Annotated in this window: 23 protein-coding genes; 7 read left to right on the top strand and 16 right to left on the bottom strand. The window is 41.6% G+C overall.

Annotated features, from left to right (window positions below; translation table 11 throughout):
• Positions 1-79: 79 nt before the first annotated feature.
• The 5 genes from JKG61_RS03740 to tilS form a co-directional block, all read right to left on the bottom strand.
• A complete protein-coding gene (locus tag JKG61_RS03740; RefSeq protein ID WP_202101660.1) occupies positions 80-394 on the bottom strand; it encodes a DUF721 domain-containing protein in 315 nt (104 codons plus the stop codon).
• Positions 387-1,490 (bottom strand): DNA replication/repair protein RecF, encoded by a 1,104-nt coding sequence (recF, locus tag JKG61_RS03735; RefSeq protein ID WP_202101659.1) that lies wholly within the window; start codon positions 1,488-1,490, stop codon positions 387-389. Before recF ends, JKG61_RS03740 begins: the two co-directional genes overlap by 8 nt.
• Entirely contained in the window at positions 1,491-1,832 is a 342-nt protein-coding gene (locus JKG61_RS03730) for a DUF4834 family protein (protein ID WP_021068789.1), read from the bottom strand.
• Positions 1,833-2,009: 177 nt separating this feature from the next.
• The gene (locus JKG61_RS03725; protein WP_202101658.1) at positions 2,010-2,495 is read right to left on the bottom strand and encodes a hypothetical protein; all 486 of its coding nucleotides are present in this window, start codon (positions 2,493-2,495) and stop codon (positions 2,010-2,012) included.
• A 2-nt stretch (positions 2,496-2,497) separates the two neighbouring features.
• Positions 2,498-3,823: a tRNA lysidine(34) synthetase TilS gene (gene tilS, locus JKG61_RS03720; protein WP_202101657.1), complete on the bottom strand. Its 1,326-nt coding sequence runs from the start codon at positions 3,821-3,823 to the stop codon at positions 2,498-2,500.
• A gap of 765 nt (positions 3,824-4,588) precedes the next feature.
• On the opposite strand from tilS, the gene JKG61_RS03715 reads away from it, so the two are divergent.
• Positions 4,589-6,985, top strand: a complete 2,397-nt coding sequence (locus JKG61_RS03715) for an OstA-like protein (protein WP_317192379.1) — start codon at positions 4,589-4,591, stop codon at positions 6,983-6,985.
• 73 nt (positions 6,986-7,058) lie between these two features.
• Here JKG61_RS03715 and JKG61_RS03710 read toward each other — a convergent pair whose 3' ends face one another.
• The 6 genes from JKG61_RS03710 to JKG61_RS03685 form a co-directional block, all read right to left on the bottom strand.
• Positions 7,059-8,042, bottom strand: a complete 984-nt coding sequence (locus JKG61_RS03710) for a TapB family protein (RefSeq protein WP_202101656.1) — start codon at positions 8,040-8,042, stop codon at positions 7,059-7,061.
• Positions 8,043-8,062: 20 nt separating this feature from the next.
• Complete coding sequence (locus tag JKG61_RS03705) at positions 8,063-8,809, bottom strand: hypothetical protein (protein ID WP_202101655.1); 747 nt, start codon at positions 8,807-8,809, stop codon at positions 8,063-8,065.
• A gap of 40 nt (positions 8,810-8,849) precedes the next feature.
• Positions 8,850-10,193, bottom strand: coding sequence for a hypothetical protein (locus tag JKG61_RS03700; protein ID WP_202101654.1), 1,344 nt, complete (start codon positions 10,191-10,193; stop codon positions 8,850-8,852).
• Positions 10,194-10,237: 44 nt separating this feature from the next.
• Positions 10,238-11,335: a hypothetical protein gene (locus JKG61_RS03695; RefSeq protein WP_202101653.1), complete on the bottom strand. Its 1,098-nt coding sequence runs from the start codon at positions 11,333-11,335 to the stop codon at positions 10,238-10,240.
• Positions 11,336-11,423: 88 nt separating this feature from the next.
• Positions 11,424-12,053, bottom strand: a complete 630-nt coding sequence (locus JKG61_RS03690; protein WP_202101652.1) for a hypothetical protein — start codon at positions 12,051-12,053, stop codon at positions 11,424-11,426.
• A 15-nt stretch (positions 12,054-12,068) separates the two neighbouring features.
• Positions 12,069-12,614 carry a hypothetical protein gene (locus JKG61_RS03685; protein ID WP_202101651.1) on the bottom strand — a complete coding sequence of 182 codons (546 nt, stop codon included), beginning with the start codon at positions 12,612-12,614 and terminating at the stop codon, positions 12,069-12,071.
• Between the two features lie 237 nt (positions 12,615-12,851).
• Between JKG61_RS03685 and JKG61_RS03680 the strand changes: the two genes are divergently transcribed.
• The 3 genes from JKG61_RS03680 to JKG61_RS03670 are packed head-to-tail and all read left to right on the top strand — an operon-like array spanning position 12,852 to position 17,174.
• Positions 12,852-14,408, top strand: coding sequence for a histidine kinase (locus JKG61_RS03680; RefSeq protein WP_202101650.1), 1,557 nt, complete (start codon positions 12,852-12,854; stop codon positions 14,406-14,408).
• A complete protein-coding gene (locus tag JKG61_RS03675; protein WP_202101649.1) occupies positions 14,398-16,416 on the top strand; it encodes a tetratricopeptide repeat-containing sensor histidine kinase in 2,019 nt (672 codons plus the stop codon). The genes JKG61_RS03680 and JKG61_RS03675 overlap by 11 nt, the downstream gene beginning before the upstream one ends.
• A 2-nt stretch (positions 16,417-16,418) precedes the next feature.
• Positions 16,419-17,174: a LytR/AlgR family response regulator transcription factor gene (locus tag JKG61_RS03670; RefSeq protein WP_202101648.1), complete on the top strand. Its 756-nt coding sequence runs from the start codon at positions 16,419-16,421 to the stop codon at positions 17,172-17,174.
• Here JKG61_RS03670 and JKG61_RS03665 read toward each other — a convergent pair.
• The 4 genes from JKG61_RS03665 to JKG61_RS03650 form a co-directional block, all read right to left on the bottom strand.
• On the bottom strand, positions 17,171-17,746 hold the full coding sequence (locus JKG61_RS03665; RefSeq protein WP_202101647.1) for a non-canonical purine NTP diphosphatase: 576 nt from the start codon (positions 17,744-17,746) through the stop codon (positions 17,171-17,173). The two genes, JKG61_RS03670 and JKG61_RS03665, sit on opposite strands and share 4 nt — an antisense overlap.
• 118 nt (positions 17,747-17,864) lie before the next feature.
• Positions 17,865-18,398, bottom strand: coding sequence for a hypothetical protein (locus JKG61_RS03660; RefSeq protein WP_202101646.1), 534 nt, complete (start codon positions 18,396-18,398; stop codon positions 17,865-17,867).
• Positions 18,399-18,498: 100 nt separating this feature from the next.
• The gene (locus JKG61_RS03655; protein ID WP_021068774.1) at positions 18,499-19,479 is read right to left on the bottom strand and encodes a deoxyhypusine synthase family protein; all 981 of its coding nucleotides are present in this window, start codon (positions 19,477-19,479) and stop codon (positions 18,499-18,501) included.
• Positions 19,480-19,775: 296 nt separating this feature from the next.
• Entirely contained in the window at positions 19,776-20,873 is a 1,098-nt protein-coding gene (locus JKG61_RS03650) for a mandelate racemase/muconate lactonizing enzyme family protein (RefSeq protein WP_202101645.1), read from the bottom strand.
• 146 nt (positions 20,874-21,019) lie between these two features.
• Between JKG61_RS03650 and JKG61_RS03645 the strand changes: the two genes are divergently transcribed.
• Complete coding sequence (locus tag JKG61_RS03645; RefSeq protein WP_202101644.1) at positions 21,020-22,306, top strand: M64 family metallopeptidase; 1,287 nt, start codon at positions 21,020-21,022, stop codon at positions 22,304-22,306.
• A 128-nt stretch (positions 22,307-22,434) separates the two neighbouring features.
• On the opposite strand, the gene JKG61_RS03640 is transcribed toward JKG61_RS03645, so the two are convergent.
• Complete coding sequence (locus JKG61_RS03640) at positions 22,435-23,541, bottom strand: serine hydrolase domain-containing protein (RefSeq protein ID WP_202101643.1); 1,107 nt, start codon at positions 23,539-23,541, stop codon at positions 22,435-22,437.
• Positions 23,542-23,706: 165 nt separating this feature from the next.
• Here JKG61_RS03640 and JKG61_RS03635 point away from each other — a divergent pair, with 165 nt between their 5' ends.
• Together JKG61_RS03635 and JKG61_RS03630 are read left to right on the top strand one after the other, a co-directional pair.
• Positions 23,707-25,668, top strand: coding sequence for a sensor histidine kinase (locus JKG61_RS03635; protein WP_202101642.1), 1,962 nt, complete (start codon positions 23,707-23,709; stop codon positions 25,666-25,668).
• The gene (locus JKG61_RS03630; RefSeq protein ID WP_202101641.1) at positions 25,658-26,290 is read left to right on the top strand and encodes a response regulator; all 633 of its coding nucleotides are present in this window, start codon (positions 25,658-25,660) and stop codon (positions 26,288-26,290) included. Before JKG61_RS03635 ends, JKG61_RS03630 begins: the two co-directional genes overlap by 11 nt.
• Positions 26,291-26,394: the final 104 nt, after the last annotated feature.

The following is a 26,394-nucleotide window of genomic DNA, read 5'->3' as shown; positions in this document are numbered from 1 at the left end:
AGGATGTTATTGAGTTATCCTGTTATCGAGTGATCTTGTTAACTTGTTAACTCGTTCACTTGATAACTTCTTAACTTCATCACAGAATAACGAGTTCTTCGACCAGAACCTGTCCCGCATGTTCGTTGACACGCCCGATAACCTGACGTCGCATTAGAGTCAACTCGTGCTTGACAACGGCAGACTCTACTTTAACATACAGTTTTTTATCTTTTACAAAAATCTTTAACGTACGTTTTTCGATATAAGGACCTATAATCTCACCCCAAAAGGAAGCCACAGAAGATTCATCAAATTTACGACGTAGACGATATACCTCCAACCACTTCTCCACCGCCTGCTTCATACTGATATCATCACGTGTGGGTATTTCATCAAACTTTTTCTTATACATGAACCTGACCTCCTTCAATATCAAAGATACGTATTGGTTGGGCGATTTCATCGAATATTTTACGAATTCTATCCGCATCCGTATCGGTTATGAATATCTGACCAAACTCCTCATCCGACACCATCTTCATCAGCTTCGTAGTCCGTCTGTCGTCCAACTTATCAAAGATATCATCCAGCAGCAATAATGGTCTGAACTTCTTCTGTTCCTGTAAAAAACTGTATTGCGCAAGCTTAAGAGCAATAAGAAAAGACTTTTGCTGCCCCTGTGACCCAAACTTCTTAAGCGGCATCTCTCCATGTATCGTAAAGAGCAAATCATCCTTATGCACTCCCAGAGTCGTTCTTTCCAGCGCCCTATCCTTATCTAAGCAACTATTAAGCAGCTCCAAAAAGTCATGATGATGCAGTGGCGACTCGTATACTAAGGAGACCTCTTCGGCTTGATCTGTAAGATAATTATAATGCCGTTGAAAAGAGGGAGTAAACTCTTCCATAAAGCGTTTACGGCGTGCATAGATGCGATCGCCGACTTCTACCAGCTGCATATTCAGCACCTCCAATAAGCCCACATCAAACACACCACGTTCTTTGATACCTTTCAACAACATATTCCGTTGTAGAAGTACCTTATTATACAATATCAATGTATCCAAGTACCGATTATCCGTCTGCGATATCACATTATCAATAAATTTTCGCCGTTCCTCACTGCCTTCCGTGATAATCTCACTATCATTCGGAGATATCATCACCAGTGGAAACTGGCCGATATGATCTGCCAATCTGGGATAATCCTTTTTGTTACGCTTGAATTGTTTTTTCTGATTACGTTTCAGACTACAGGAAATAGCATCTACCCGTTCTTCTCTTTCAAACTCCCCCTGCACCATAAACCACTCTTCCCCCTTCTTGATATGCTGCGAATCAATAGGATTAAAATAAGACTTGCATAAGGAGAGGTAATGGATAGCATCCAACAGGTTGGTTTTTCCTGCACCATTTTCCCCTGTAAAGGCATTGACCTCCGGCAGGAAGGTCAATGTAGATTCGGTATAATTCTTAAAATTTAATAGCGATAGTTGCTTAAGCCACATTTACTTTACTTCTTCAAAATCGATAAACTCACCAGCTGTAGCTGTTCCCTTTCGTTTGGCTTCCTGCGCAGGGACATAATCCACCTTCACCTTACCTTCTTTTGTTTTCGTATTGTCCGATCGATAAGATTGTTGCTCGTAGGCATTCCCAAAAGGGCTCCCACCGCCAAAGGGATTACCCGCACCACCGTAGTTATATTGTCCTTGTGATTGCTGTTGTTGTGCTTTTTTCATCATCCGTTCCGTCAGCTTACGCATTGCGAATGGCAGAAGCAAACGCATCGAAAACTTAAACACATAATAAAACGCAACAACAAATAATATAAAATATAATAAACCCATTTTCTTCTAATTCTAGTTATTCAAACCTACATAAATTTGTCCTTAAGCCCCAAAAACTGCCTCGATAACATATTTTAAGGTTCTACGCTGTCAATTGTAATTTTTAATAGAGTAAATATATCAAATTCAACTCCACATAAGGTCAAAGAAGTGTCAGACTGAAAACCTTAACACTTATTAAGATTTCTGTCGAGCTTTCGCAATAGCATTATATAGCTCTTCCTGCTTGTGGGTACCAATTATATATACCAATCCATCTCTATCGGTAAGCCAAACCGCATCTTTTCCGCCAGCGTAAAAACGAATCTTCCCATTTTTGTGCAGGTTATAAACGGGGTTATTAAACACAAATTTGCTGTAAGGCTTCTTTTCGACTTTGACCAAAGATGAGAGATCAATTTTAACCAGACTTGTTGTCCAAAGTCCACTCAGCGTCACGTTATGGGGAGTGACAGCGGTTTTGTAATGTACAAGATACATCATAATGACAGAGACAACAATAATACAGCTCCCCACTATAAAAAACAACTGACTCGACACCAGATGATCCATATTTAAATAATAAACTATAAAACAGAACAGGGCCAATACCATCCTGACACTAATCCAAGTCATATCCCTTCCAAGGTACTGACGCTCAATAAATAGGCTATTTGCACTCATACTTATCTAATATTGCAAACTAATTTAAGGACTTTTTGTGTATTTTCCGTTATCTTATATCGGTCGTCCAACTGATAAGTTGCGATCCAGAGCAATTCACCATTGCCATTCACCACAATCGGAATGTTTTTTTTATCGAACAGATTGATTTTCTTTTGGATAAAGAAATCAGACACCTTTTTTGTCCCCGTCATTCCTAGAGGCTGAAACACATCCCCTTCTTGCCAAGACCTCACTGTCAATGGGAATATCAGTTTATCATAGTCTAATAACGCTATATCAGGATTCCTATCTACAGAAATATCAGCAGAACAACGCGCTGTAAAAATATAATCACCCCACTCCACACGAGCCTCCCCGCCGCTCAGTTCAGATAATTCATCTGAATTCTCCTTTCTCCGGAGTCTAAGTATACGACGGTCCACGAGCAACTCGTAAGCTTCTGACAGAAAAACACGTCCAGACTCCGCATCCAACGCACGCAACATATCATCAAGCACAGATCTCGAAAAACCATAAGGTTCAAAAACATAATACAACAAACTTATGCCCTGTGCTTTTATGGCTTCTTTGGAAATCTCCCATTGCTGCTCTCCAATTTGCACAAACAGCTCATCCCGTTTTTGAGCAACGAGCAAAGACAATACACCTTGAGCATCTTGAAAACGAACAATATTATCCTCCATAATCGATACAAAATCAGGATTCAACTGTTCAAATTGAGGAATGATATCGAGACGTATTTTGTTGCGCGCATACTTGTTTGAAAAGTTGGATGAATCATCTCTATACGGCACATCTAACGACTCGACAACCGACAGGACTTCGGCTGCTGTCAAAAACAACAGCGGTCGTAAAACATTGTCCCTCTTAGGCAGAATCCCCTGCAGCCCCAGCAATCCCGTACCTCGAGACAGGTTCAACAGCACTGTTTCCACATGATCATTTTTATGTTGTGCCACCGCGATATAATCACAACCGACTTCTTGTCTCAACATCTCAAACCAATCGTAACGAAGTTCCCGAGCAGCCATCTGTATAGATATTTTGTGAGAATTAGCATAAGAAATGGTATCAAAGCGACGTATATGCAGAGGCACACCGAGCTGATCACAATAAGTACGGACGAGCCCTTCGTCTCCATCGGACTCCTCTCCTCTCAGCTCAAAATTACAATGCGCGGCCTCCACAGACACACCATACTGGGCCAATAAAGTCAACAACAGCATCGAGTCCTTACCTCCACTGACAGCCACCAGCAGCTTATCCTCTTTAGTAAACAGCTTATGATCTTCTATATACCGTTCAAAACGCACATCGATATCCATAGTTCAAACCTAAATAAATTCATTTTCATATGCAATGGGGACATTTCACAAAGTAGACTTTGTCGTTATTGCGAGGGACGAAGCAACCCCTGAAGAGTCCATCGTTGATAATCCCCCTATTAACTAAAGAGATTGCTTCATTTCATTACCAATGACGGGTTTGAAAACTATCTAATTCATTGTCATTAAAACTTCTCTGTGTTTGTTAAAAAAACTTACCTCTCGCAGTGACAGATTACCTACGGTGAACTCGCAAGCTCGGTTTGTAAACATGCCGTCCTCCCGACCGTAGTGGAGGGATCTAGAAGCTATATATTTAACCCTGTACAGTTTGTAGACCTCTCCACAAGGTCGAGGTGACGTTTACTCTTACTGTCATGAAAACCACGCTGTGTTTGTTAAAAAAACTTACCTCTCGCAGTGACAGATTACATGTGGTGAACTCGCAAGCTCGGTTTGTAAACATGCCGTCCTCCCGACCGTAGTGGAGGGATCTAGAAGCTATATATTTAACCCTGTACAGTTTGTAGACCTCTCCACAAGGTCGAGGTGACGTTTACTCTTACTGTCATGAAAACCACGCTGTGTTTACTACAAAAACTCACCTCTCAGTAACGGGATCGTTTAGACTTTATGATAGTTTCCCTTAATTTCGCCAACCGCATTTTCTTAGCAAAAAAAGCCAGTAATATTCATTAATTTTATTTAGCATTAATTTCATTCAATTAACATTTTTTTGCTATTAAAATCCATATTTTTGCCTGCGTGAGAAACTGGCTAATAATCATAACTTTTATCTTATCCTTAGCATCTGCTTTTGGACAAACTCCAATTGGGGCAACAACACAGCAAGGAGACCGTCTTAATCTAGTATCGTCCAACAGCGGACGTATCAATGCCAAGACTGGGCACATGGTATTTTACATTCCTGTCTATGAGCACAAAGGTAATACCCTGTCTGCAGACAGCGGTTACATCTATGAGGATGAGATAAAAAGACAATTCTTTGAAGCCTTTGGGAACGTAGTGATCACACAGCCTTCAGGCACTGTAATCTATGCCGACTATCTGCATTATGATGCTGCCGCTCAACATGCACTACTCACCAAAAATGTAAAGATGGTAGATAAAGGCTCTACATTGACAACGAACCACCTGACCTATAATATGCGTTCTAAAGTAGGAACATACACCGGCGGCGGGAGGATCATATCGCAGGGAGACACCATCACTTCAAAGAATGCCTATTATTTTGAAAATACATCCGATGCCTATTTTCGACACAAAGTAGTCGTACGAAGCCCCAATGTAAAGGTATATACCGACACTATGCGTTACAATTCTTTGAGTAAAATGACCTATTTCTTCGGCCCTACCAACATCAAACCCACCAGCAATGAAGAAGGAAAGAATGAAAATCTATACACAGAGCGAGGCACCTACAATACAGGGACGGGTATTGCCGATTTTAACAAAAACAACCTATACACCGAAGGATCCAAATTTCTAAAAGGTGACAGTTTACATTATGAACGTTCTAAAGGTGTGGGCGAAGCTTTTAGAAATGTTGTTTTTGTCGATACACTAGATAAGTTTTTCGCCTATGGCGGTCGCGGACTCTATACGCAGTCCGAAGAGTCGATCCTGATGACAGAAAAGCCCTATATCATAACCGTTGTCAAAGAAAATCAAGATTCAACGGCAGATAGCTCAGCTGCTCCTATAGCCCCTAAAGCTAAAGAAAAAAAGAAAAAAGAGGGTCAAGACGAGGTAAAGACCCAAGAAGAGATAACCGACAAAGAGAAGAAAAAAGCAGAGGGTATAGATCCTAAACCAAAAACCGCACCTCGCGACAGCACATTACACGAGGCAAAAATGGATTCTGTCTACATGACTGCAGACACTCTGTATTCACGTATGATTCTGGTAAAAGACTACAAGCCCTTAGAGCTCAATCTGAGCAGAGACGGCGGTAAACTAGAAGCTGATGAAGATGTCGACTATGGCGATGATGAGGGTACGGAAACCACAGACTCTACCAACGTAAATATAAAAGACAGCATACAGCAGCAGTTACAGATTGTTGAAGAAGTTGCACAACAAGAAGTAGTTTCCCCAGCCAAGCCCGTAATCAAAAAGGACAGCATTAAAACGCCCGTCCCTCTCAAACCCAAAAATGCTATTATCGAACCCAATCGGATCGGCGATCGGCAAAATATCGGTAGCACCTTAAAAGCAGATTCTATTCTAAGACAAAAAGCCGTAGTACCTACCGCGAATCATGCTGACACATTAATTAATCGTGCCCTGCGTACGGCACAGGCACCAGATTCGATCAGCAAAGCGCCCGACAGCCTTAATACCGCTCAATTGGATACCGCCAGAACGAGGATCGTACGTGCCTATTATAACGTTAGATTATTTAAGTCCGACTTACAGGCTGTTGCCGACTCCGTCTATTATGGCATGGTCGATTCGATGTTCCGTTTTATGGGCCGACCAATGATCTGGTCTCAAGGATCCCAGATATCAGCCGACACCATATACATGCAGATCATCAATCAGCAGATGGACAATGCGCTCCTAAAAGACAATGCATTCATGGTGAATGCCGTTTCCGATTCGATCAAATTTAACCAACTAAAGGGGCGTAAGATCACCGCATTCTTTGCAAACAATAACATTGATAAACTATTCGTAGATGGCAACGCAGAGAACTTAGTATTCACCGAAGACGAGAAGACAAAACTTATCAAAGAGATGTTTCATGATCGAGGAGGTCGAATCAAAGTCAAGATGGAGGGAAAGAAAATTATCGACTATACCACGATACGAAAAGTCGATCAAAAGGTATACCCTTTTGTGTTAATTACTCAAGAGAATGAGATCTTACCAGGTTTTATCTGGCGTCCACAGGATCGACCAACCTCCAAAGAGGATCTTTTGAACAGAAAACGAGAGACACCAAAAGTTGTTGAGACAAAAGAGGGAGAAGGTAATGCGCAAGGAACCCCTCTAGAAAGTAAGTCAAACAAAGAGAGAGCTGAAGATACCACCGAAAAAGAAGAGGAAGAAAAAGATCAAAAATCAAGCAAAACAACCGATAAAGATATATCGGCTAATACTGAAATAAACAAGGAGGAGGATAGAACTCAAAAGTGACAATAGCTGGTTTTTTCCAAGCGGAACCCAATTATAAAGAAGATGCCTAAGTCTTGAAGGACCTAGGCAATTCTTACATTTTATACATTTTTAGTTCCATGGCTGTCTTTCCCGTTTTAGCATGCGATTCTTGCTTTATCATGCCTATTTTTGGTGCAAACCACAGGTATTCAGTACTGGCGGGCATTTTCTTGTTCATCCCCATCACTTTAACAGAAGTATTGATGGATGATTTGACCTTTAAACATTCAAAGCTTCCCGCTTTAGTCGTAACAAGCTCTTTGCCGACCACCTGCCTATCGGTCACCACCGTTTGAAAGGACATCTCGTTTGAACCTGCTTTTGTTTTAAACGAAAAATTCAGATCTTCCAGTTTCATACCTGGATACATCTTTTTCGGAAACGAAGCAAAGCCCTTATCTACGTCGATCGTCGTATTTTTTAATACGTTCTGTACCGCTTCAGTTTTCATTTCTGGGTTGTTTTCCATCATAGCCTGCATCATAGAAGCAATATCCATATAGATCATGTCGCCATCGCAAATGTAGTTCATGGTATAGCTCAAAGCACCAAAATGTGGTGTCGTCATATCAGCTTTAACCTCCGCAATAGTAGCTGTACCTTTGGTCTTCAAATCGTTTATGGTCATCTTTAATTCCGCATCCTCTCTTCCTTTATCGTCAGTAGACTGATAGATCAATACCGTTCCCTTTTTGAACCAGCTGAAGTCTGTACAGCCGTTTCCAACCAATACTAATGCCTGATCGGGGCGTGCCTCTACGGTTGTGATTACACTACCTATCGGCTCTGTTTTACCTGGCTTTTTGTCGGAAGCTTCTGTTTTGGATTTACTGAATGCTCCTTCTATAGATTCATCACTTTTCTTATCCGCCTTATCCAATACTTTATCTACCTGCCGATCCGCCTTCCGCTCAATCCGCTGCTCAATTTTCTTTTCAAGTTTTTGACCAAACCCTTTCAGTACCTGCCCTTTCACTGTAGCTCCACCCATCAACAGGTACAGCAACATACTGCTTGTTATTAATATATTTTTCATTTTTTTGCTTATTTAAATTATTAATCGTTGTCCCTTGATACCCTGCCACACTTCGCCAATACTTCTTTGGCCAATTTGACCGCTACGGGCAATGTCCCTCTGGCTTCTGTACTAAGCTTCGTTTCAATGGTAAAGCGAGCAGAACCTGCCAAGACCACCAGCTCCAATCCATAGGTATCATTCCATTTCCAATAGGCTCGATCCCCCAGATCTTCAACGGGCTGAAAAGCAAAGTTCTTTCGAGCATCCAGGAGACCTTTAGCTTCTTCATAGCCTTTTGGATCGCCGGCATATTCTTTTTTTAGATTAGCCAAAAGCATCTCATATTCCGACGGGTTCAGCTTTTTATAAGCCTGATCGAATAGCGCAAGGGCAGAGGACTGGCTATACAGTTTGAGTTCGCTATCAGTATAAAAATCCAACTTTGTAAGTTTTACCATATCCATATCCGGCCCTTTGATGATTTGTCCGGATATTTCTATTTCTAAGTCGGGGCGATTGCTAAGCCACTTGTATTCACAATAGCCATACACTCCCTTGGTAACCGATATTTTTTCTTTGTAAGTAGCCTCATTTATAGCAACATGCTTAGCAACATCACTTTTGGTCAGCAATTCTTCGTATTTATAATCAAACTTTTCAAAGCAACTAGCCCTTTCCTTCTTCCCTTCGCTCTCTTTATCGCAAGCGAAAAACAAAAGGGAGGCACCTAGTACCACCCCTGTCCAACTAACATGTGAAACAAAATGTTTAATGATTCTTTCCATGACTTTATTTTCTACTAACATGATTGAGTAAATTGTATTTCTATTTCGACCTCTTTACAGCGATACCACTTGGTAAGGCTCTGCGGTCACCTTCCGTCAACGCATAGAGGAGCTTATCATTCTTCCATACTTTGACAACAGGCTTTCCTTTGCTATTACTCTCATACCCTGCGGTATACACATCCTTTCCTCCGACAGCTATAGCCACCGCTGCGCTATTGGACGTCCCTTCCGTCAGTTTATACAAGCGCTTTCCGTTTTTCCAGACAACCGGCACTAAATGGGTAGTGGTTCCGTCATTCCATAGGCCACATACATAGACCACACCACCCTGCACCGCTATATCTCCCCCCACTAATCCAACAAAAGTCGTCGGATCTTCATCCAACAGTGTGACTTCTCCATTCTTCCAATACCGACCGATTTCCTGCCCTCCCTGCTCATTCAGACCTTTGCTGTTTTCGTCGCCCAACACATAAACATCTCCACCCTCCACGGTCACATTCAGAGCTCTACCTGCTTTAACACCATTAGTGAGATGGATCTCCTGACTGTTTTCCCACAGTATGGCCACGGAAGGATTATTAGCATAGCTTGAGGAGTTTCCTACGATATATATGTCATTACCTGAGCTAGCAATAGCGCGTGCATACCGGCCATCATTGGTAGCGGCAACCGTATAGGCAACCTCATTTCGCCACAAAACAGGCTTATGTGGATTATTATCAGTTCCTATAACATATACGTCACCCCTATGATCGACCGCTATATCTGCAACGGTTGCGCTACTAGTGCCATCAGTAAGGATATGAGCAGTATTATTTTTCCAATATTTTGCCACGCGGGCATAGCCTCTTGTCTCGGTTCCACCTACGTATACATCATCGTTGTGCAGGGCTATTCCAACAGTCGCCGCAAAGGAAGTACCGTCCGTCAGTTCATATAATAATTTCCCATTTTTCCAAAGCATGGCTTGTGTAGCAGAAGCATCATTGGCGGTTGTATTTTGAGACCCCGACACATAAACGTCTATTTTATAAACTTCGACTACAGCTTTATCGCTATCTTTATAATTGTTTTTCTTGGCAATAACTTCATAATCCCCCGCCTTTGCAAAAACATGTTTGCTGTTGTTTATTTTTTCGTTATTGACGTATACATCCGCTTCAATCGGTTTGTCATCCACCATGACCGTAAAGGTCACCTCCTCATTTTCGTCGATATCTGTCGCCGAAGCTATCAGGACTAACTGTCCGTTTTGCGTGGGTTCCAAAGGAACTGGTTCTTCTCGCGGCACTTCACTCTTCGAGCAGGCAAAGAGTAGCGAAATACTAAATAGCACTGCTCCTGTGTATTTTAAGTAGGAATAAAGTCGTGTTTTCATGATACGTTTTTTAAGCTTTATACCGTGTCATCACGTACGGCAATTTAACGTTCCACTATAAACATGGACGTTACTGTGGTATAATTATCTTTTTTAGCTGTTTCAAGGGCATGCCATTTTCCATTCTTCCAATAGCCGCCGATGTCCCAATCTCCATCGTCGTTAGAAACCGTACCTGCAATATATACATCATCGTTGTGCACCGCTATGGCATTAAAAGAACCATAACCTTTCCCTTTCATTTCTAACGGTTTCTCCTTTCCATTTTTCCAATAAAGAGGCATGGCGCCCTGACCACTTCCGATCACATGTACATTACCATTTTTTACATAAATATCATATGCCCTTCCACCGCTGACATTCTCCGTCAGTGTATATTCCTCTTTATTTTTCCAGTACTTAGCCCAGCCTATTCCTCCAGAATTTTGATAATTCCCCGCAATATATATGTCTTCACCATCTACAAAAAGGCCGCCAACATGACCGAAATGATGCTTAACTGGCGAGGTGACGATGTGTTCCACATTATTTTTCCAGTATTTAACCACCTGTACTTTATCGTCAATATGTGGTACTGATTTTGTCACCATTGCTGCGATATAGATATCTTCTTTATCTGTCACATGGATCGCAAAGTATGGAGATAATGTATAGTCATCACTTGACGGCAGCCTATGGATCGCACCATCTACCCAATATACAGCATCAGCATTCTCTACACCTGCTACATAAACCTTACCCTTAGCTACGCCGATAGCACTTGCTCGCGTGTAGACACCTTGGTCTTCTGCGAGATCCATCCGCTGCCCATTTTTCCAATATACTGCCCTTTCCCCCTTGCCCGTTATCGTGATTGTTCCGGCAACGTATACATCACCTTTCTCGACAAAAATATCGTTTACAATAGCACGGGTAGAGCCATCCGTTAGTTTGATCAGCTCCCCATTTTTCCAATATTGCGCGGTGAAGGGACCGTTTAGCGGGCCTGTATATCCTACTACATAAATATCTACCTGTTTCTCTTGAATAGGGTCGTCGCCTATTCCCTTCGATTTAGAACATGCAAAAAACAGGAGTGAGGCGCCTAGCGCCACCTCGGCCAAACCAACATATGAAACAAAATATCTTGTTGTTATTCTCATGATCTTATTTTTTTAATTTTTGTCCGTACCGTATATTCGTATACCGTACGGACAATACTTGAGCATTCGCCACGAAACGGTATAACTACTACTTAAAATCAAAACCCAGCCCCGATTTCAGATTGAATTTCCCTTCGGTAATCTTCGCTACCGATCCTCTATTCTCTTCTATTGGATATACATTCATTTTGAACGTCCCTGATAACTTCGTATACCCCTGCTTCCCAGTAGGGTACCCAACTACTCTCTGTTCTCCTACTTCAAAGCCTGTTATCTCTACTGTACCTACTGCTTGTGTGGGATTTGCCGGATCATAAGAGGCATACCAAGTTTGACCTATCTCTGAACTCACGATATATGAGGCTGTAGCTTGACCTATATTTGCCTCAGCGTCTTTTAGAAGCGGGTAAGTCCCTTTGGGACTATTCAATCTAGATTTTGGGATAGCAATATGCATACTTATGGAACTTACATCATCCTCGCCTCCGCTAGGTGTTATCCGCTGTCCTCCTACCAGAACGAGGTAATATTCAGTACCTTCATATTCATGTTCTTCGGTAAAAAGGTTATTGATGGTTGTTGCCCAGATCTCTCCATCTACTTTCATCGTTAAGCTAGCATTTTCGCTTTGCTCCTCGCCTTCGTTATCTTTGGAGCAGGCTGAAAAACCTACACCAAGAACGATTGCTGAAAAAAAGGTTATATAAAATCTTTTCATGTTCTTTTTTTTAATTTAATTGCCCAATGAAAAATTATATCCGATACGTAGGCCCAAAAAATTAAAGCTATCCACAATCTGGAACCTCGCTCCAAAATCAAGCTTACCCATGGCGTACCCTCCACCCAAGCCGAAGCTCACTTTGGTGGTAGATCCGCTACCGTTGGCACCTATTCCTCCAAATAAGTCTCCGAAATCACCTAGGTCCATCTTAATTCTAGATTTAACCATCGTAAGGCCCAATTGTGGTTCGCCATACAGCCCGCCAAAATCATGGCGATATCCAAACATGATAGGAATCATCCCCATACTTCCGCTCACCATTGCACTGGATTCTTTCATTCCAAAACGTATATAACCTAACGTACCGGTAATATCCCCCTTCTCCGTAATACCATAGAAAGCCTTACCTGTAGCACCATAGCCTATTCCATAAGCTTCACCAAAATTACCTAATGGCAATGCGCCTTCTATTCCTACCCCGACCGAATGGAAACCTTGTTGTGCAAATGCCATACTACAGAATAATGTTAACGTGAAGGCGTAAAAAAGTCTTTTCATAATGTTCATAGTTTTATAAAATAATCTATTTTTTGTTTGCAGCAAAAGAACTAGTCCCTCAGAAGCTTTACAATACAGAATTATTATCTGGCTGCTTCAGGTTAGTATTTGAGCAACGAAACCCTGATTTTCAAATAATCAATCAAACGCATTGAATACTCAACAATTCATACCAAAAACTAATTATGCTACTTAAAAGGCATTGATATACTTTATTTTAGCTATACTTACGGACGTATGATAAAAGACACGGTCCAATATTTCACTATATCTGATGCTATAGGTTTAGTTTTCTGTGGCGCAATCACCTTATTGCTATTTATCGTATCGTTTGTATACTTCAAGATGCATAAGCCTATATATATCTACTATTCATTATTCCTACTGTTTAGCCTGCTATATGCCCTGACTGTACTACGTGAGTCCGCAGCGCTAGACGGTCTTTTTTTTGACTTTTTACGAGGCAATAGGCGCTATACGGAATCCTCTACCCTATTTTCTTTTTCATTTTATATTTTCTTTTCGATTCCATTGATTGACCTAAAGGCACAATCTCCACGTATCGCACGACAATTACGTATTTTTGCCATCGCCTGCCTATCCTATGCGCTGACCTATTACATAGCCTTTGCTTATATCCACTCCTATCACCTGATTATCTTTATAGCTTCCCGTATTCTTATCTTCGGACTATCTGCTTACTATTTGATAAAATTATACCAGCATACGCAATCACCGGTCAAAAACTTCTTCATTCTCGGTAGCCTTTGCTATTTTTTAGGTTCGATAGTCGCATCTATACGCTTTAGCACGGATGAAATTCCGAATTACTCTTTCTATCTGCTAGCAGCACCTGCCTATTTTCAATTGGGTATTTTGCTCCAGGCTTTATTTTTTGCGTTGGCCATGGGCGAAAAAGTCGTTGTACAGCATAATGAACTGGACAACGAACAACGCTCTATTATCCAACAACTTGCTTTAGAGGATCAAGGCACCAAGGAGGCTAATAGACGTCTAGAAGAAGAGATTGAGGCACGCGTAAAAGAGATGATCAAGATACGGGAGAATCTCGAAGAACAGGAACGCAGACGTGTTTCAGCAGAACATGAGCATAGCCTCTTAAAATCAGAAATACAAGCTAAACAGGCGCAGATTAACCCCCATTTTATCTTTAACAGCCTCAATGCGATCAAATATCTTATACTACAAAATGAATCCGCAAAAGCAATCAAATACCTTATTACTTTCAGCCGCTTTATCCGTAGTATACTGGACCAAGCTAATACAGAAAGCATCTCATTGACCGATGAGATAGCTATTGTACGTAACTACATAGACTTAGAGAAAAAACGATTTGATGACAGTTTCAACATCTGCATTACCAATAATCTACCTAGTGATATGCCTTATTTTCAAACCCCTCCTTTCCTACTCCAACCTTTTGTAGAAAATGCCATCTGGCACGGGCTATTACCAAGCACTAAACACGAAAAACGACTTTCCATTGTCTTGGATCAAACCGAAGAAGGCGTAAAAATAATAGTCGAAGATAACGGGGTAGGGCGCCTCTACAAAAACGGACATGTGCCTTCCAAAGAGCGGGGTGGACTCGGTATCAAACTGAGCCTGAAACGGGTAGAATTATTCAACCTAAACCACAAGACACAGCACATCAGTTGTCACATCCATGATCTTAAGGATGATGCGCAACGGCCAAGCGGCACACGGATAGAAATTATCATTAAGACAATCAACGGCCCGACCCCGCAGAAAGGAGTAAATAATGAGGCTTAAACGACACTTAAATATAACCGTACTGACCTTTGCCTTTCTCTTTTTAGCAGTACCCCAGGCCCTAGCATCTTCCCCTATCGACAGCTTGGAGCAGTTGCTTCGCGCCGAGCGGGATATCTCGAAGCGAGTAAGACTTATGGTCGATCTTTCCCGACATTTTCAAAAGCTAAAAGACAAGCAAGATACAGCTATACAGATCGCCACCGAAGCAGTAGAAATCGCCTCATCCAGAGACTCCATTTTATATGCCCACTGCCTCAATAATCTCGGACTATTACTACGGTTTAATGAACAATACAAATCCGCATTAAGCTTTCATACACGTGCATTTCATTTGATCGAACATGAAGATACCGTCACACTCGAAAAGATGATCTATGCCAACAACGCGGGGGTCGCTGCTCGGTACAACGACTCCTATGACGTAGCCGTTAGATACTATCTTCTCGCGCTGCGTATCGCAGAGGCCGAAAACGATATGCGCAATATTGAAATTGCCTGCAATGGTCTAGGTAATGCATATATTGCGATACCAGGAAGAGAGCAGCTAGCTCTGGAATACCTAGAGCGGGCACTGGCTATTGCAAAAAAAGAAGGAAATCAACGTGGTATCGCCATACAGTACCTGACCATAGGTGGGCATTACAATGCCATGCAACAATACGGCAAAGCGAGGGAATACTTTAGACTCCTGTTGGAGATCAACGAGAAGATCGAAGACAAAAAAGGCATAGGGATAAGCTTGAAAGCCCTTGCAAACAGCTATCAAGATGCGGCAGATGATCTTAACTTAGCTGAACAGTATTACGGTCAAGCATTAGCCTTATTTCAAGAAATCAACGACAAATTGCAACAAGCAGGCACCCTTTTACGGTTGGGCCAGCTCAGTTACAAACAAAAGCAATACGCGTTCAGCATAAAAAGGCTAAAACAGGCGACATTGCTAGCCGAACAGATCCACAATAAAGCACTATTACAGGCTACTGCCTCGACCCTAGCATCGGTATACGAAACAATGCAAAATTATCCATTAGCACTGGCTCATTACAAACTCTCCCAGGTGTATCAGGACAGCATTAACTTAGAAAAGCAGAACATAGAGATCGCTTCTATAAACCGTCAATATAATATCGCAAAAAAAGAGTCCGAAATTGAATTGTTGAAAGCCAATCAATCAATTAACGAAGCACAACTCTCTAAACACGCGAACAGCATACGCAACCGCACTATCATCATTCTATTATTTATTGCATTATTCATCACTTTGGCTATTGTATATGTTCTTCAAAACAGATACCGTCTAAATCAGGAAAAAACAAACAAACGCTTACAAGAGGCCGAACGAAAGCATCTCAAAGCAGTATATGAAAAAAACCTCGCAGAAGCAGAGATATTAGCAAGCCAGATGCGTATCACCCCCCACTTCTTGTTCAATTGCCTCAACGCCATAAAAATCCTAATCCAACAAAACCAGAACATAGAAGCTATAAAGTATTTGGTTATGCTTGCCCGCTTTTCTCGTTCGGTGCTGGAGACGACTAATCTACATACACATACACTGGACGAAGAGCTCGATCTAATAAAACACTATATTGAGCTCGAAAAGAACAGATTTGACAATACATTTTTATACGAGATCGACAATACATTAGGCGACAGTATACAAGCCATAGAATTACCTCCTATGCTGCTTCAGCCTTTCGTTGAAAATGCCATATGGCATGGTCTCATTCCCAGTGAAAGTAAGTTTAAGAAGCTTAAATTATCCGTTACCAAAACCGAAGATGGAGCCTGTATACTGATAGATGATACTGGAGTTGGCCGCTTTCAAGCCGCCAAAAGAATAAAAGATCACAAAAGTAGAGGCACAGAGATTACCAACAAACGTATCCAGTTATTTAATAACACACATACTACCTATATTAAATACCATTTTATTGACAAGGAGGACACGCAGGGAACCCCGCTAGGCACCTCTATTCAAATCCATATTAAAAACTACCAATAATTATGAATATAGCAATTCTTGATGATGAGACACATTGCGTTGAAAGCTTAGTAATCCATATCAACAACTTATTTCCCGAAGCGGTTATTATTTATAAAAGTACGAAGCCCCTAGAAGCAGTAGAAGTCCTTAAACGAATTGATGTAAATCTGCTCCTCCTTGATGTGGAAATGCCACTCATGGATGGTTTCGAATTTTTAGAACAGTTTGACAAACTTGACTTTGAAGTGATATTTACAACCGCCTACAGCCAATATGCGATAAAAGCATTCAGAGCTCAGGCTATCAATTACCTATTAAAACCAATAGATGAAGACGAGCTCAATGAAGCTATATTGCTGTGTATGGAGAAAAAACGTCAGACTATCGAACCTTCTTTAGATATAGACCAGCTTTTAGGTCAGCTGAAACAAGAGCACATATTGAAGGACAAGATCGCTATTCCCACCACAGATGGTCTGGAATTTATTGACGTATCAGACATTATCTATTGCAATAGTCAGAGTAACTATACCATGATATTTACACGTTCAAAAAGACCCATCACTATTAGTAAAACACTCAAGGAAATTGAAAAATCTTTAGAAAAGTTCTCTTTTTTAAGAGTTCATCAATCTTATCTGATAAATCCAAATCACATTAAAAAATACATCCGAAATGATGGTGGCTTTTTAATTATGAGCGATGACAGCCGGATTCCGATTAGTCAATCCAAAAAGAACACCGTCGTCGAATTATTTGAAAAATTAAAAAACTAATACTTCTTCAAAAAATCTGCCATCTTAGTCACTGCAATAGAGCGGTGGCTAATCCGGTTTTTTTCCGCTGCTGACATTTCAGCAAACGTACGGGAATATCCGTCTGGAATAAATATAGGATCATAACCAAACCCGCCATCTCCGCGACGCTCTTCGATGATCCGTCCTTCTATAGCCCCTTCAAAAAAGTATTGTCTACCTTCTAAGAAAAGTGAGATAACCGTTTTGAAACGCGCTTTCCTAGACGCTTGTCCATTCAATCGCTCCAATACCAAATCTATATTCTGTTCCATATCACGACTACCAGAATAACGCGCCGAATAAACACCTGGTTCGCCACCTAGTGCATCTATTTCCAAACCCGAATCATCACCAAAACAATTCACATCAAAACGTTTCACCAAGTAGTCCGTCTTTTGTTGCGCATTCTCTTGAAATGTCACTCCTGTTTCAGGAATATCATCGTGGCAACCGATATCCGTCAATGATTTCAAATTGAATTTATTTCCGATAATAGCTTGTACTTCTTCAAGCTTGTGTGCATTATTTGTAGCAAATACGAGTTGTAGCATATATATTATATTTTTGTTATCCTGTATCGAGTGATGTTGTTATCTAGTCCAATTGCCTAGTGAAACGAAGTCCCGACATCATCGGGAATAACTTGTTAACTCGTTCAGCTGATAACTACTAACTTCCGATAAAGTTCTTAAACTCTCCCCAAAAGAGCTTTTTCTTCTCGACATCGACAAACATCTCTTCAAAGGAGAACGTATTGAACACCGTCGCTACCCTACCGCGCATATACGAGTTATGAGCAATTTCAGGCAACTTTAATGAGGCCGGCTCAACCCCCAACAAAGTGATTTTCGTCGGTTTAAAGAATTCCATGATCCGTTTAAATTCGTTCGGGTTTTGAGGATTGGCCAAGTTGACCACTGCCACATTATGTGGTGTCAGTTGCAGGGCACCTATTGTCTTCACAAAAGCCTCCTCTGCCTGTGGTGAGAAATAAGGAAATTCCGGATAGCGAAGAATAAAAAGGACACCTGTACTTTTATCGCCCTGAAAAACAAACTCTTCCGATGAGCTATCAAAAGCAACCTCTTCCGTATTGCCTTGTTGGCTTCCTCCACCCTGACCCGTAGAAAATCCAGTCGAGAAAATCGTTTCCGACATTAGAGCCTGTAGTGCCGCGGGATTATCAGTAAGGAGATTGTTCATGGTTATAGATATGAGACTTGAGAGGTGAGAGACTTAAGATAGTAGATATGAGAAATGAGGCCATCTCAAATCTCACATCCAGTATCTCACATCTAAAATACTATTGTCCTAAAACATAAGCAAAGATCAACGGAGCGACAATTGTTGCATCCGACTCGATCATAAACTTAGGCGTATCGACATCTAACTTACCCCAAGTGATTTTTTCATTTGGAACGGCACCAGAATACGAGCCATATGAAGTTGTAGAATCTGAAATTTGGCAGAAGTACGACCAGAAAGGAACGTCAGTCCATTCTAAATCTTGGTACATCATCGGTACAACACAGATCGGGAAGTCCCCAGAGATACCACCAGCAACCTGGAAGAAACCTACACCTTTACCATCAGAGTTAGCACGGTACCACTCTGTCAAGTAAATCATGTACTCAATACCAGACTTTACTGTAGAAGCTTTCAGGTTACCTTTGATGACATTGGAAGCAAAGATATTACCAGTAGTTGAATCTTCCCATCCTGGGCAGATAATTGGCAAGTTCTTCTTCGCTGCTTCAACGATCCAAGAATTCTTAGGATCAATCTCGTAATATTGTTCTAATACGCCTGAATTCACCACTTGGTACAAGAATTCATGTGGCAAATAACGCTCGCCTTTCTCTTCAGCAGCATGCCATACATCTTCCAAGTGCTTTTGAAGACGACGGAAAGCCTCTTCTTCAGGGATACAAGTATCCGTAACACGGTTGAAGTGTGTATCCAACAATTCGCGCTCTTGCTCTGGAGTCAAATCTCTCCAATTGGGAATACGCTTATAGTGCGAGTGTGCCACCAAGTTCATGACATCCTCTTCCAGGTTGGCACCCGTACAAGAGATAATATGTACTTTATCTTGACGAATCATCTCGGCTAGGGATACACCTAACTCTGCAGTTGACATTGCACCTCCCAAGGAGACCAACATCTTTCCTCCTTCTAATAGGTGTGTTTCATAACCTTTTGCTGCATCTACTAAAGCTGCTGCATTGAAATGACGGTAATTGTGCTCAATAAATTGGCTGATAGGCCCTTTTTGTGTACTCATCTTTTATTGTGTTTTAACAAGTCTAGCAAAGGTACTGAATATAATTTATTTTAGCCCCTCCAGTACCTGCAAAGCCGTGGAGGGAAAGTGTTTTTTAACAAATGATAAAAAAGCTATTTTCTTCGGATAAGTTTCATCACAAAGAAAAATGCGCCTATCAGAATCAGCACCATCACTAGGAGGACAACCACCTCCGACATTCCTATATTCCAAGTCGTGTTATTCATATTCTTTATTTTGTGATCAAGTTATCGAGTGAACTAGTTAACAAGATAACAAGTTCACTCGATAACTCCTTAAATAACCCACTTCTCACACCTATCCAAAAACTCCTGTTTGATATCAGCGCCGATACCAACTTCCTCTGAAATAGAGATGCCATAGCCCTGGTACTGAATTCCACCTTCCACAGGATCTTCGAGATGTCCAACCATACAGGTGTCCAGATCATAAAACTTCACATTCGGTGCTGCATAAGCAAAATGAACCTTAGCAGCCAAGGCGAGCCTCGACTCCAACATACCACCGATCATGCAAGGCACTTCGTATTCTGCGGCCACCGCCTGTATTTTAAGCGCTTCGTGTATACCCGAAGATTTTGAAAATTTGATATTAATATAATCACAGGCATCCGCTTTACATAAGCGTTCGGCATCACGATGCGTGTACACCGACTCATCAGCCATAACAGGGACAATAGTTTGGGTACGCAATTCAGGCAACAAGTGATCATTATACGTGCGCATCGGTTGCTCACAAAACTGTATCTTATAGGCTTCCAATCCCTGCAATGCCTCCACAGCTCCCTCATAAGACCAACCTTGATTGGCATCAATACGGATCGGCAAATCAAAACCCACCGCCTTGCGGATAGCCTTAATCCGAGCGATATCATCAGCTGGCTTCTTGCCCAGCTTTATCTTCAGCGCAAAAGCCCCGCCTTCTTTTAGTTTTAATGCTTTCTCTCCCATCTCCTCTGCCGACGCTATCCCCAGCGTGATATCCGTAGTGATTTCACGTTTCTCCCCTCCCAAAAAACGATATAGAGGTAGTCCAGCATGCTTAGCAGCGATATCATACAGCGCCATATCAAAAGCAGATTTTATCGTAGCATTACCTGCGATATACAGATGCAGCTCCGCCAGACGGTCCTCCAAAGCCAACGCATCTTTTCCTTTCCAAATCTTAGCAAAATCCTGCGCTACCGCAATACAGGTATTCTGTGTTTCTCCAACAATCATCGGAAATGCCGAACATTCGCCGACTCCGTAGATTCCGGCATCGGTATACACCCGTACAAAAGTATTTTGGGCATAATCCATCGTACCTGTTGCAATAACAAAAGGCTCCATAGGAATGCTCAAACGATATATTTCAATGTGCGTAATAATCATTGATATGCTGTTTTAGGTTACTAAATGATGTCTCTATTTTAATGACGAAAGTTAAAGACTTTTGAAACAATAAGCAAGAAACAAAAGCAAACCTGTATTTTTGTCAAAACACAATAAAGAATAATCAATAACACACACACAAAAAAATGACCATACGTAAAACAGGTATTAAAATCATATTTGCACTGACTATTTTTCTATCCTACCTTTCGGTACAGGCACAACAGTTTAATGATTATTTTACGGAGCAAACACTGCGATTAGACTATATCTTCGGAGGGAACAAGGCTCAGCAGCATGCTTATTTAGCTGATTTGGTACAATTAAATCGATGGGACGGCAGAAGGGGCAACCTCAATACAACGCCTATTCAGGGCAATGGTCAGATAAAAGTATACGATGCAGCAACGGACAAACTGATTTACGTCTTACCTTTCAGCAGCCTGTTTCAGGAATGGCTGACCCAAGAGGAATCCAACCAAACGACTAAAAGTTTTGAAAACTCTTATTTAATACCATACCCAAAAGCAAAAGCCAAGGTTCAGGTTTCTTTCTTCGATCCCCAGCGCAAAGAAACAATCCTATTGACACATATTGTCGATCCCCAAGATATCTTAATCCGAAAAGTGACAACAAATGATATTCCTTACGAAACAATCCATAAAGCTACGATAGCCAACCCCATAAAAATAGCCATAGTAGCAGAGGGATACAAGGATACCGAAATGAATGAATTTATGGAGTATGCCAAGAAAACTGTCCATAGCTTATTCCAACACAAGGTCTTTAAGAAACATGAAAATGCATTTGAAATTGTTGCCGTAAAATCGCCTTCCAAAGATTCCAACGTCAGTGTTCCATCCAAGAACATATGGCGATCTACAGCCGTTCAGTCCAATTTTGACACCTTCTATGCCGAGCGGTACTTAACCACATCGCACACCAAATTATTACATACACTCCTAGAAAACATACCTTATCAACATATTATCATCCTCGCCAACACCGATGTATATGGTGGTGGCGGTATATTGAATTCCTATGCACTTACAACGACAAAAAACGAACAGTTTGAACCCGTTGTTGTCCATGAATTCGGACACAGCTTTGCCGGATTAGCTGACGAGTATTTTTATGCAGTCGATGTTTTTCAAAACAAAGCAGTCGATAAAACAGAACCTTGGGAAAAGAACAACACGTCACTGGTTGACTTTCAGAGCAAATGGGCCGATATGGTTACGAAAGGTACACCAATCCCTACTCCTGACAGCATGTTGGGAACGGTCAGGATCGGTGCATTCGAAGGCTTAAAAGGAAATGGACTATACATTCCTTCACACGACTGTCGGATGAAGGCCAATACACCGAAAGACTTTTGTCCGGTCTGTAGCCGGGCACTGGAGGAGATGATTTTGTTTTACACGGGTAAATAATCTTGGAAGGTGCAACGACAGGTTAAAAACTGTATCGTCATCTCGACCCTGTGGAGAGGTCTAGAAGCTATATATTAACCCTATAAAGTTCATAGACCTCTCCACTACGGGTGAGCTGACGTCATAACCTAATACTCCTTCGCCAATCGTACAAACTGCCGGAACCAATTGGCATTCACTTTATGTCCCAAGCGAATCATCACCAAGTTTTTATCCGGATTGACATAGATATACTGCCCCAAGATACCCTGTGCAGCAAAATCACCATTCTCCGTCGGTAGCCACCACTGATATTGGTAGCGCTTATAGCTACCTTCTGTACTGTCTACTTTAGTCGATTCCTTGACCCACTCCGCGGGAACCAGCTGTTGTCCTTCCCAATTTCCTTTATGGAGATACAAACGACCCAGCTTTGCAAAATCCCGTGCTCGTGCATTCAGACAACAAAATGTCTTCTCGATGCCATCGTCTTTTCGATCGATGCTCCAAGAAGCATCATACTCCATACCTATAGGTTTCCAAATTTTCTCGTCCAAGTATTGTGTGATCTTCTTACCATTTAGAACACGCTCCAGTATAAGTCCCAATATTTGCGTATTACCACTGGAATAGGCAAAATCCTTACCCGGTTCAGCTTCTAATTTTAACTTTTGGGTGTCCTTGCGCAAATCAGTCCCATAATAAAATGAAGCCACCTCGCCAAATGGATTGTAATAACCTTCATTGAATTTAATCCCCGATGTCATCTGCAGCACATGTGCTATCTTCACTTTATCAAAACCATTTTTGGCCATTTCGGGCAAATATTTACTCACAGGATCCTGTACCGAACCAATCAACCCATCGGCGATAGCGCATCCGATAAGCATAGAAGTGACCGATTTGGCCATAGAGAATGAAGGCACAATAGAGGCCTTCTCATATTTATCCAGATACCGTTCATATAGGATACTATCATTACGGATGATCAAGAAGGCTACTGATTTTGTCTCTTTCAGGAAATCCTCAAAAGACAGCTCTTTATCCTTGTACGTAGTACCAGTCGGCTTTGTCTCCACATCGAGACGATGGAAAACAAACGGATCGTCTGAAGCCTTTAATTCACGCTTCGGGAAAATTTTGTAATCATTGAGGTCTGCAAAATTATACCAGACAAAGCGCCCATACTTACAGGCGGACAGTAAGCTTGCCACAGCAATAAGCGCCACAACAAATTGAAAACGTATTCTGTTCATATCTACACATTTTAGGCATAACGACGGTTATCTACCCAAGATACAACTTATTTACTACTAATCCTGAATATCAACATTTAAAAGCCACCTCCTATATTTAGGATATTCCGATTTACCTATTTATTATGCATCTTTGATATCTTGTCCAAGCACTTGGCGTAAAACATGAAAAGATTACTTTATTTTCTATTTTTCACTCTACTCAGCAGCAAGCTTTCCTCGCAGATTCAACCTCGTGACCAATCGAAGAATGACAGCTTATTAATTATTCTAAAGGAGGGGAAAACGGACAGCATACGTGCCCGTGCAGCTTTTCACCTCTCCAAAATATGGATAAATATAGATTCAGCACGCGGTTTAAAGTACCTTCAACAGGGCAATACCCTCTCCAAAGGCAACGAATATCTAAATGCCATATATCGTTATCAGGCTATACCATCTTACAGGGACGAAAACGAAGTAAATGCCATTCTTGCCATATTTCGCAAGTACGATCATCCCGACGCGTGGGATTACACCTATCGGGTAGCTATAAATCGGGTTAGGTGGCTTATCAATCAAGCCCTAGCGGACAAAGCATTAGCTATCCTGCAAAGAGACATCATGCCACTCGCCCAGAAACTCAAGAATCCCGCATACGACGCAGAGACTGCACTAGAGATGGGGCGTTCTTTTGTCAATCAAAGCATGTACAACGAAGCGGTCCCTTACCTGGAAAAGGCCGTAGCACGCTACGAATCTATCCAACCCAAGGAGGAAAACCTGTTGTACAATCACATTCATACCTTAGGTTCCTTGGCCAATGTCTATAATCTATTAGAGAGAAGTCCCAAGGCAGATTCGATCATCCGTAGAGCAAACGAGCTACTACTTATACAGCCCAATCTAGCCCAGAAACTACGTATTACCTCATTCGAGGCCATGCATCTCCTACAAAATGGGAACTATCAAAAGGCCGAAAAATTGATCAATCACACCTTAGCTAACGCTAAGGGGGTGCCACCACGTTATCTCCTCAACCTTCACTTTCAAGGATACAAGGCCCGTGCAGGCTTAGGCGACAAACAAGGCGCTTTAAGTCTTCTAAAAAAGAGCCACCCTATCGACAGCATACACCTCAATCCCGAAAAATTCGGAGCGGTAGACCTGAGCGAACTACTACCGACCTATGCATTGGCCTATGAACAAATAGGCGACCATAAACAAGCCACATTTTATTGGAAGCGCTATATCAAACATCGGGACTCCGTCAGTAAAGACCAGATCGTTACACAGATCGCTAACCTCGAAGTTCAACTCCGCACACAAGAGAAAGACGCCGCTATCCAACATTTGAGGGCGGAGCAAAACGAAATCACATTACACCTGAAAAACCAACGTATCTTCACGGGGCTCTTTACCGCAGCCGCCATTCTGCTGTTGACACTATTGGGATTCATCCTATATATTTACAAGAGCAAACAAAAAATCAATGCAAATCGTATACAACAGTTGGAAACCGATAACCAATTAAAGGTTACCAGAGCGCTGCTAGAAGGCGAAGAAAGAGAACGCCAGCGTATAGGCCGGGACCTTCATGATGGGCTTGGTGGAACACTGGCCGGTATCCATATCCAACTTTCGGAATCGCAACAACAGCGACAAGGGCCACCCCTCGACCGTGCTATCACACAACTCGAAGGCTCTATAGCCGAGATACGTCGTATCGCCCGTAACATGGTACCTGAAAACCTCTTCCACCAAGGACTTGACACCGCCTTGCGTGATCTTTGCATAAGCTTTTCAACTACAGAAACTCAGATTGAATACCAGTCTTCCGAACTCTCTGACAATCTCTCCAATAGTATACAAACTAACCTGTACCGGATTGTCCAAGAACTGTTGAACAATGCACTCCGCCACGGCAAAGCAAAAAACATTATTGTACAGTGTATACAAAACGAAGATACCTTACTACTCACTGTGGAGGATGATGGTCTGGGATTTGACACGCAGAATAAACAGAATCTCCAAGGTATAGGACTTAAAAATATACAAAGTCGCGTCAACTATATGCTGGGGCAATATGCCATAGAAAGTGCACCAGATCAAGGCACAACCATTAATATCGAAATACATGTCAGCTAGAAAAATAAACATCGTCATACTGGACGATCACCCTATTGTATTAGAAGGTTTGAAATCTTTGCTCCTGAATCACAGTGCAACTATTGCTGTACAGACTTTCAGCAGTGCATTAAACTTTAACAAGTTCATGGAAGAACGACCTTCCGTTGACATCCTCCTACTGGACATCAACCTGCCTGATGGAAACGGTCTTGATATCTGTAAACACCTCCAAGTCCAACACCCATCGATCAAGGTCATAGCTCTTAGCAATCAAATCGAGCAGAGTATTATCCGCCAGATGTTCGACAACGGGGCTTGTGGCTTCTTACTCAAAAGCACCCCCTCTGAAAAAATAATATCCAGCATACTGGATGCCCTACAAGGGCAAATCGTTATGGATCCCGAGGTCATGCGTATACTTACCACCCCCATACAGACAAAGACATTCCCAGCTCTCACCAAGAGAGAAAAGCAACTGATAGCGCTCCTAGCACAGGGAAAAACAACTTCAACCATAGCTGAAGAACTTTTCCTCAGCAAATTTACCATAGATACCTATCGTAAAAATCTCCTCCAAAAGTTTAAAGTAAAAAATACGTCAGAGCTACTCATGCTTGTTATGCAAGAAAACCTATTGTAATCACCCCCTATTATTAGGAGGGTAAAAACCCCTAATAACGGGTATTCCAAATTATTGCATAGTCAACTACTTTTGTAAAAGAAGATAATTCTATGTATTTTAAC

The sequence above is a fragment of the Sphingobacterium faecale genome, from assembly GCF_016746095.1.
Classification (GTDB): Bacteria; Bacteroidota; Bacteroidia; order Sphingobacteriales; family Sphingobacteriaceae; genus Sphingobacterium; species Sphingobacterium faecale.
Note: the sequence above shows the minus strand (reverse complement) of the source record. Positions and strands in the feature narration are given on the sequence as shown.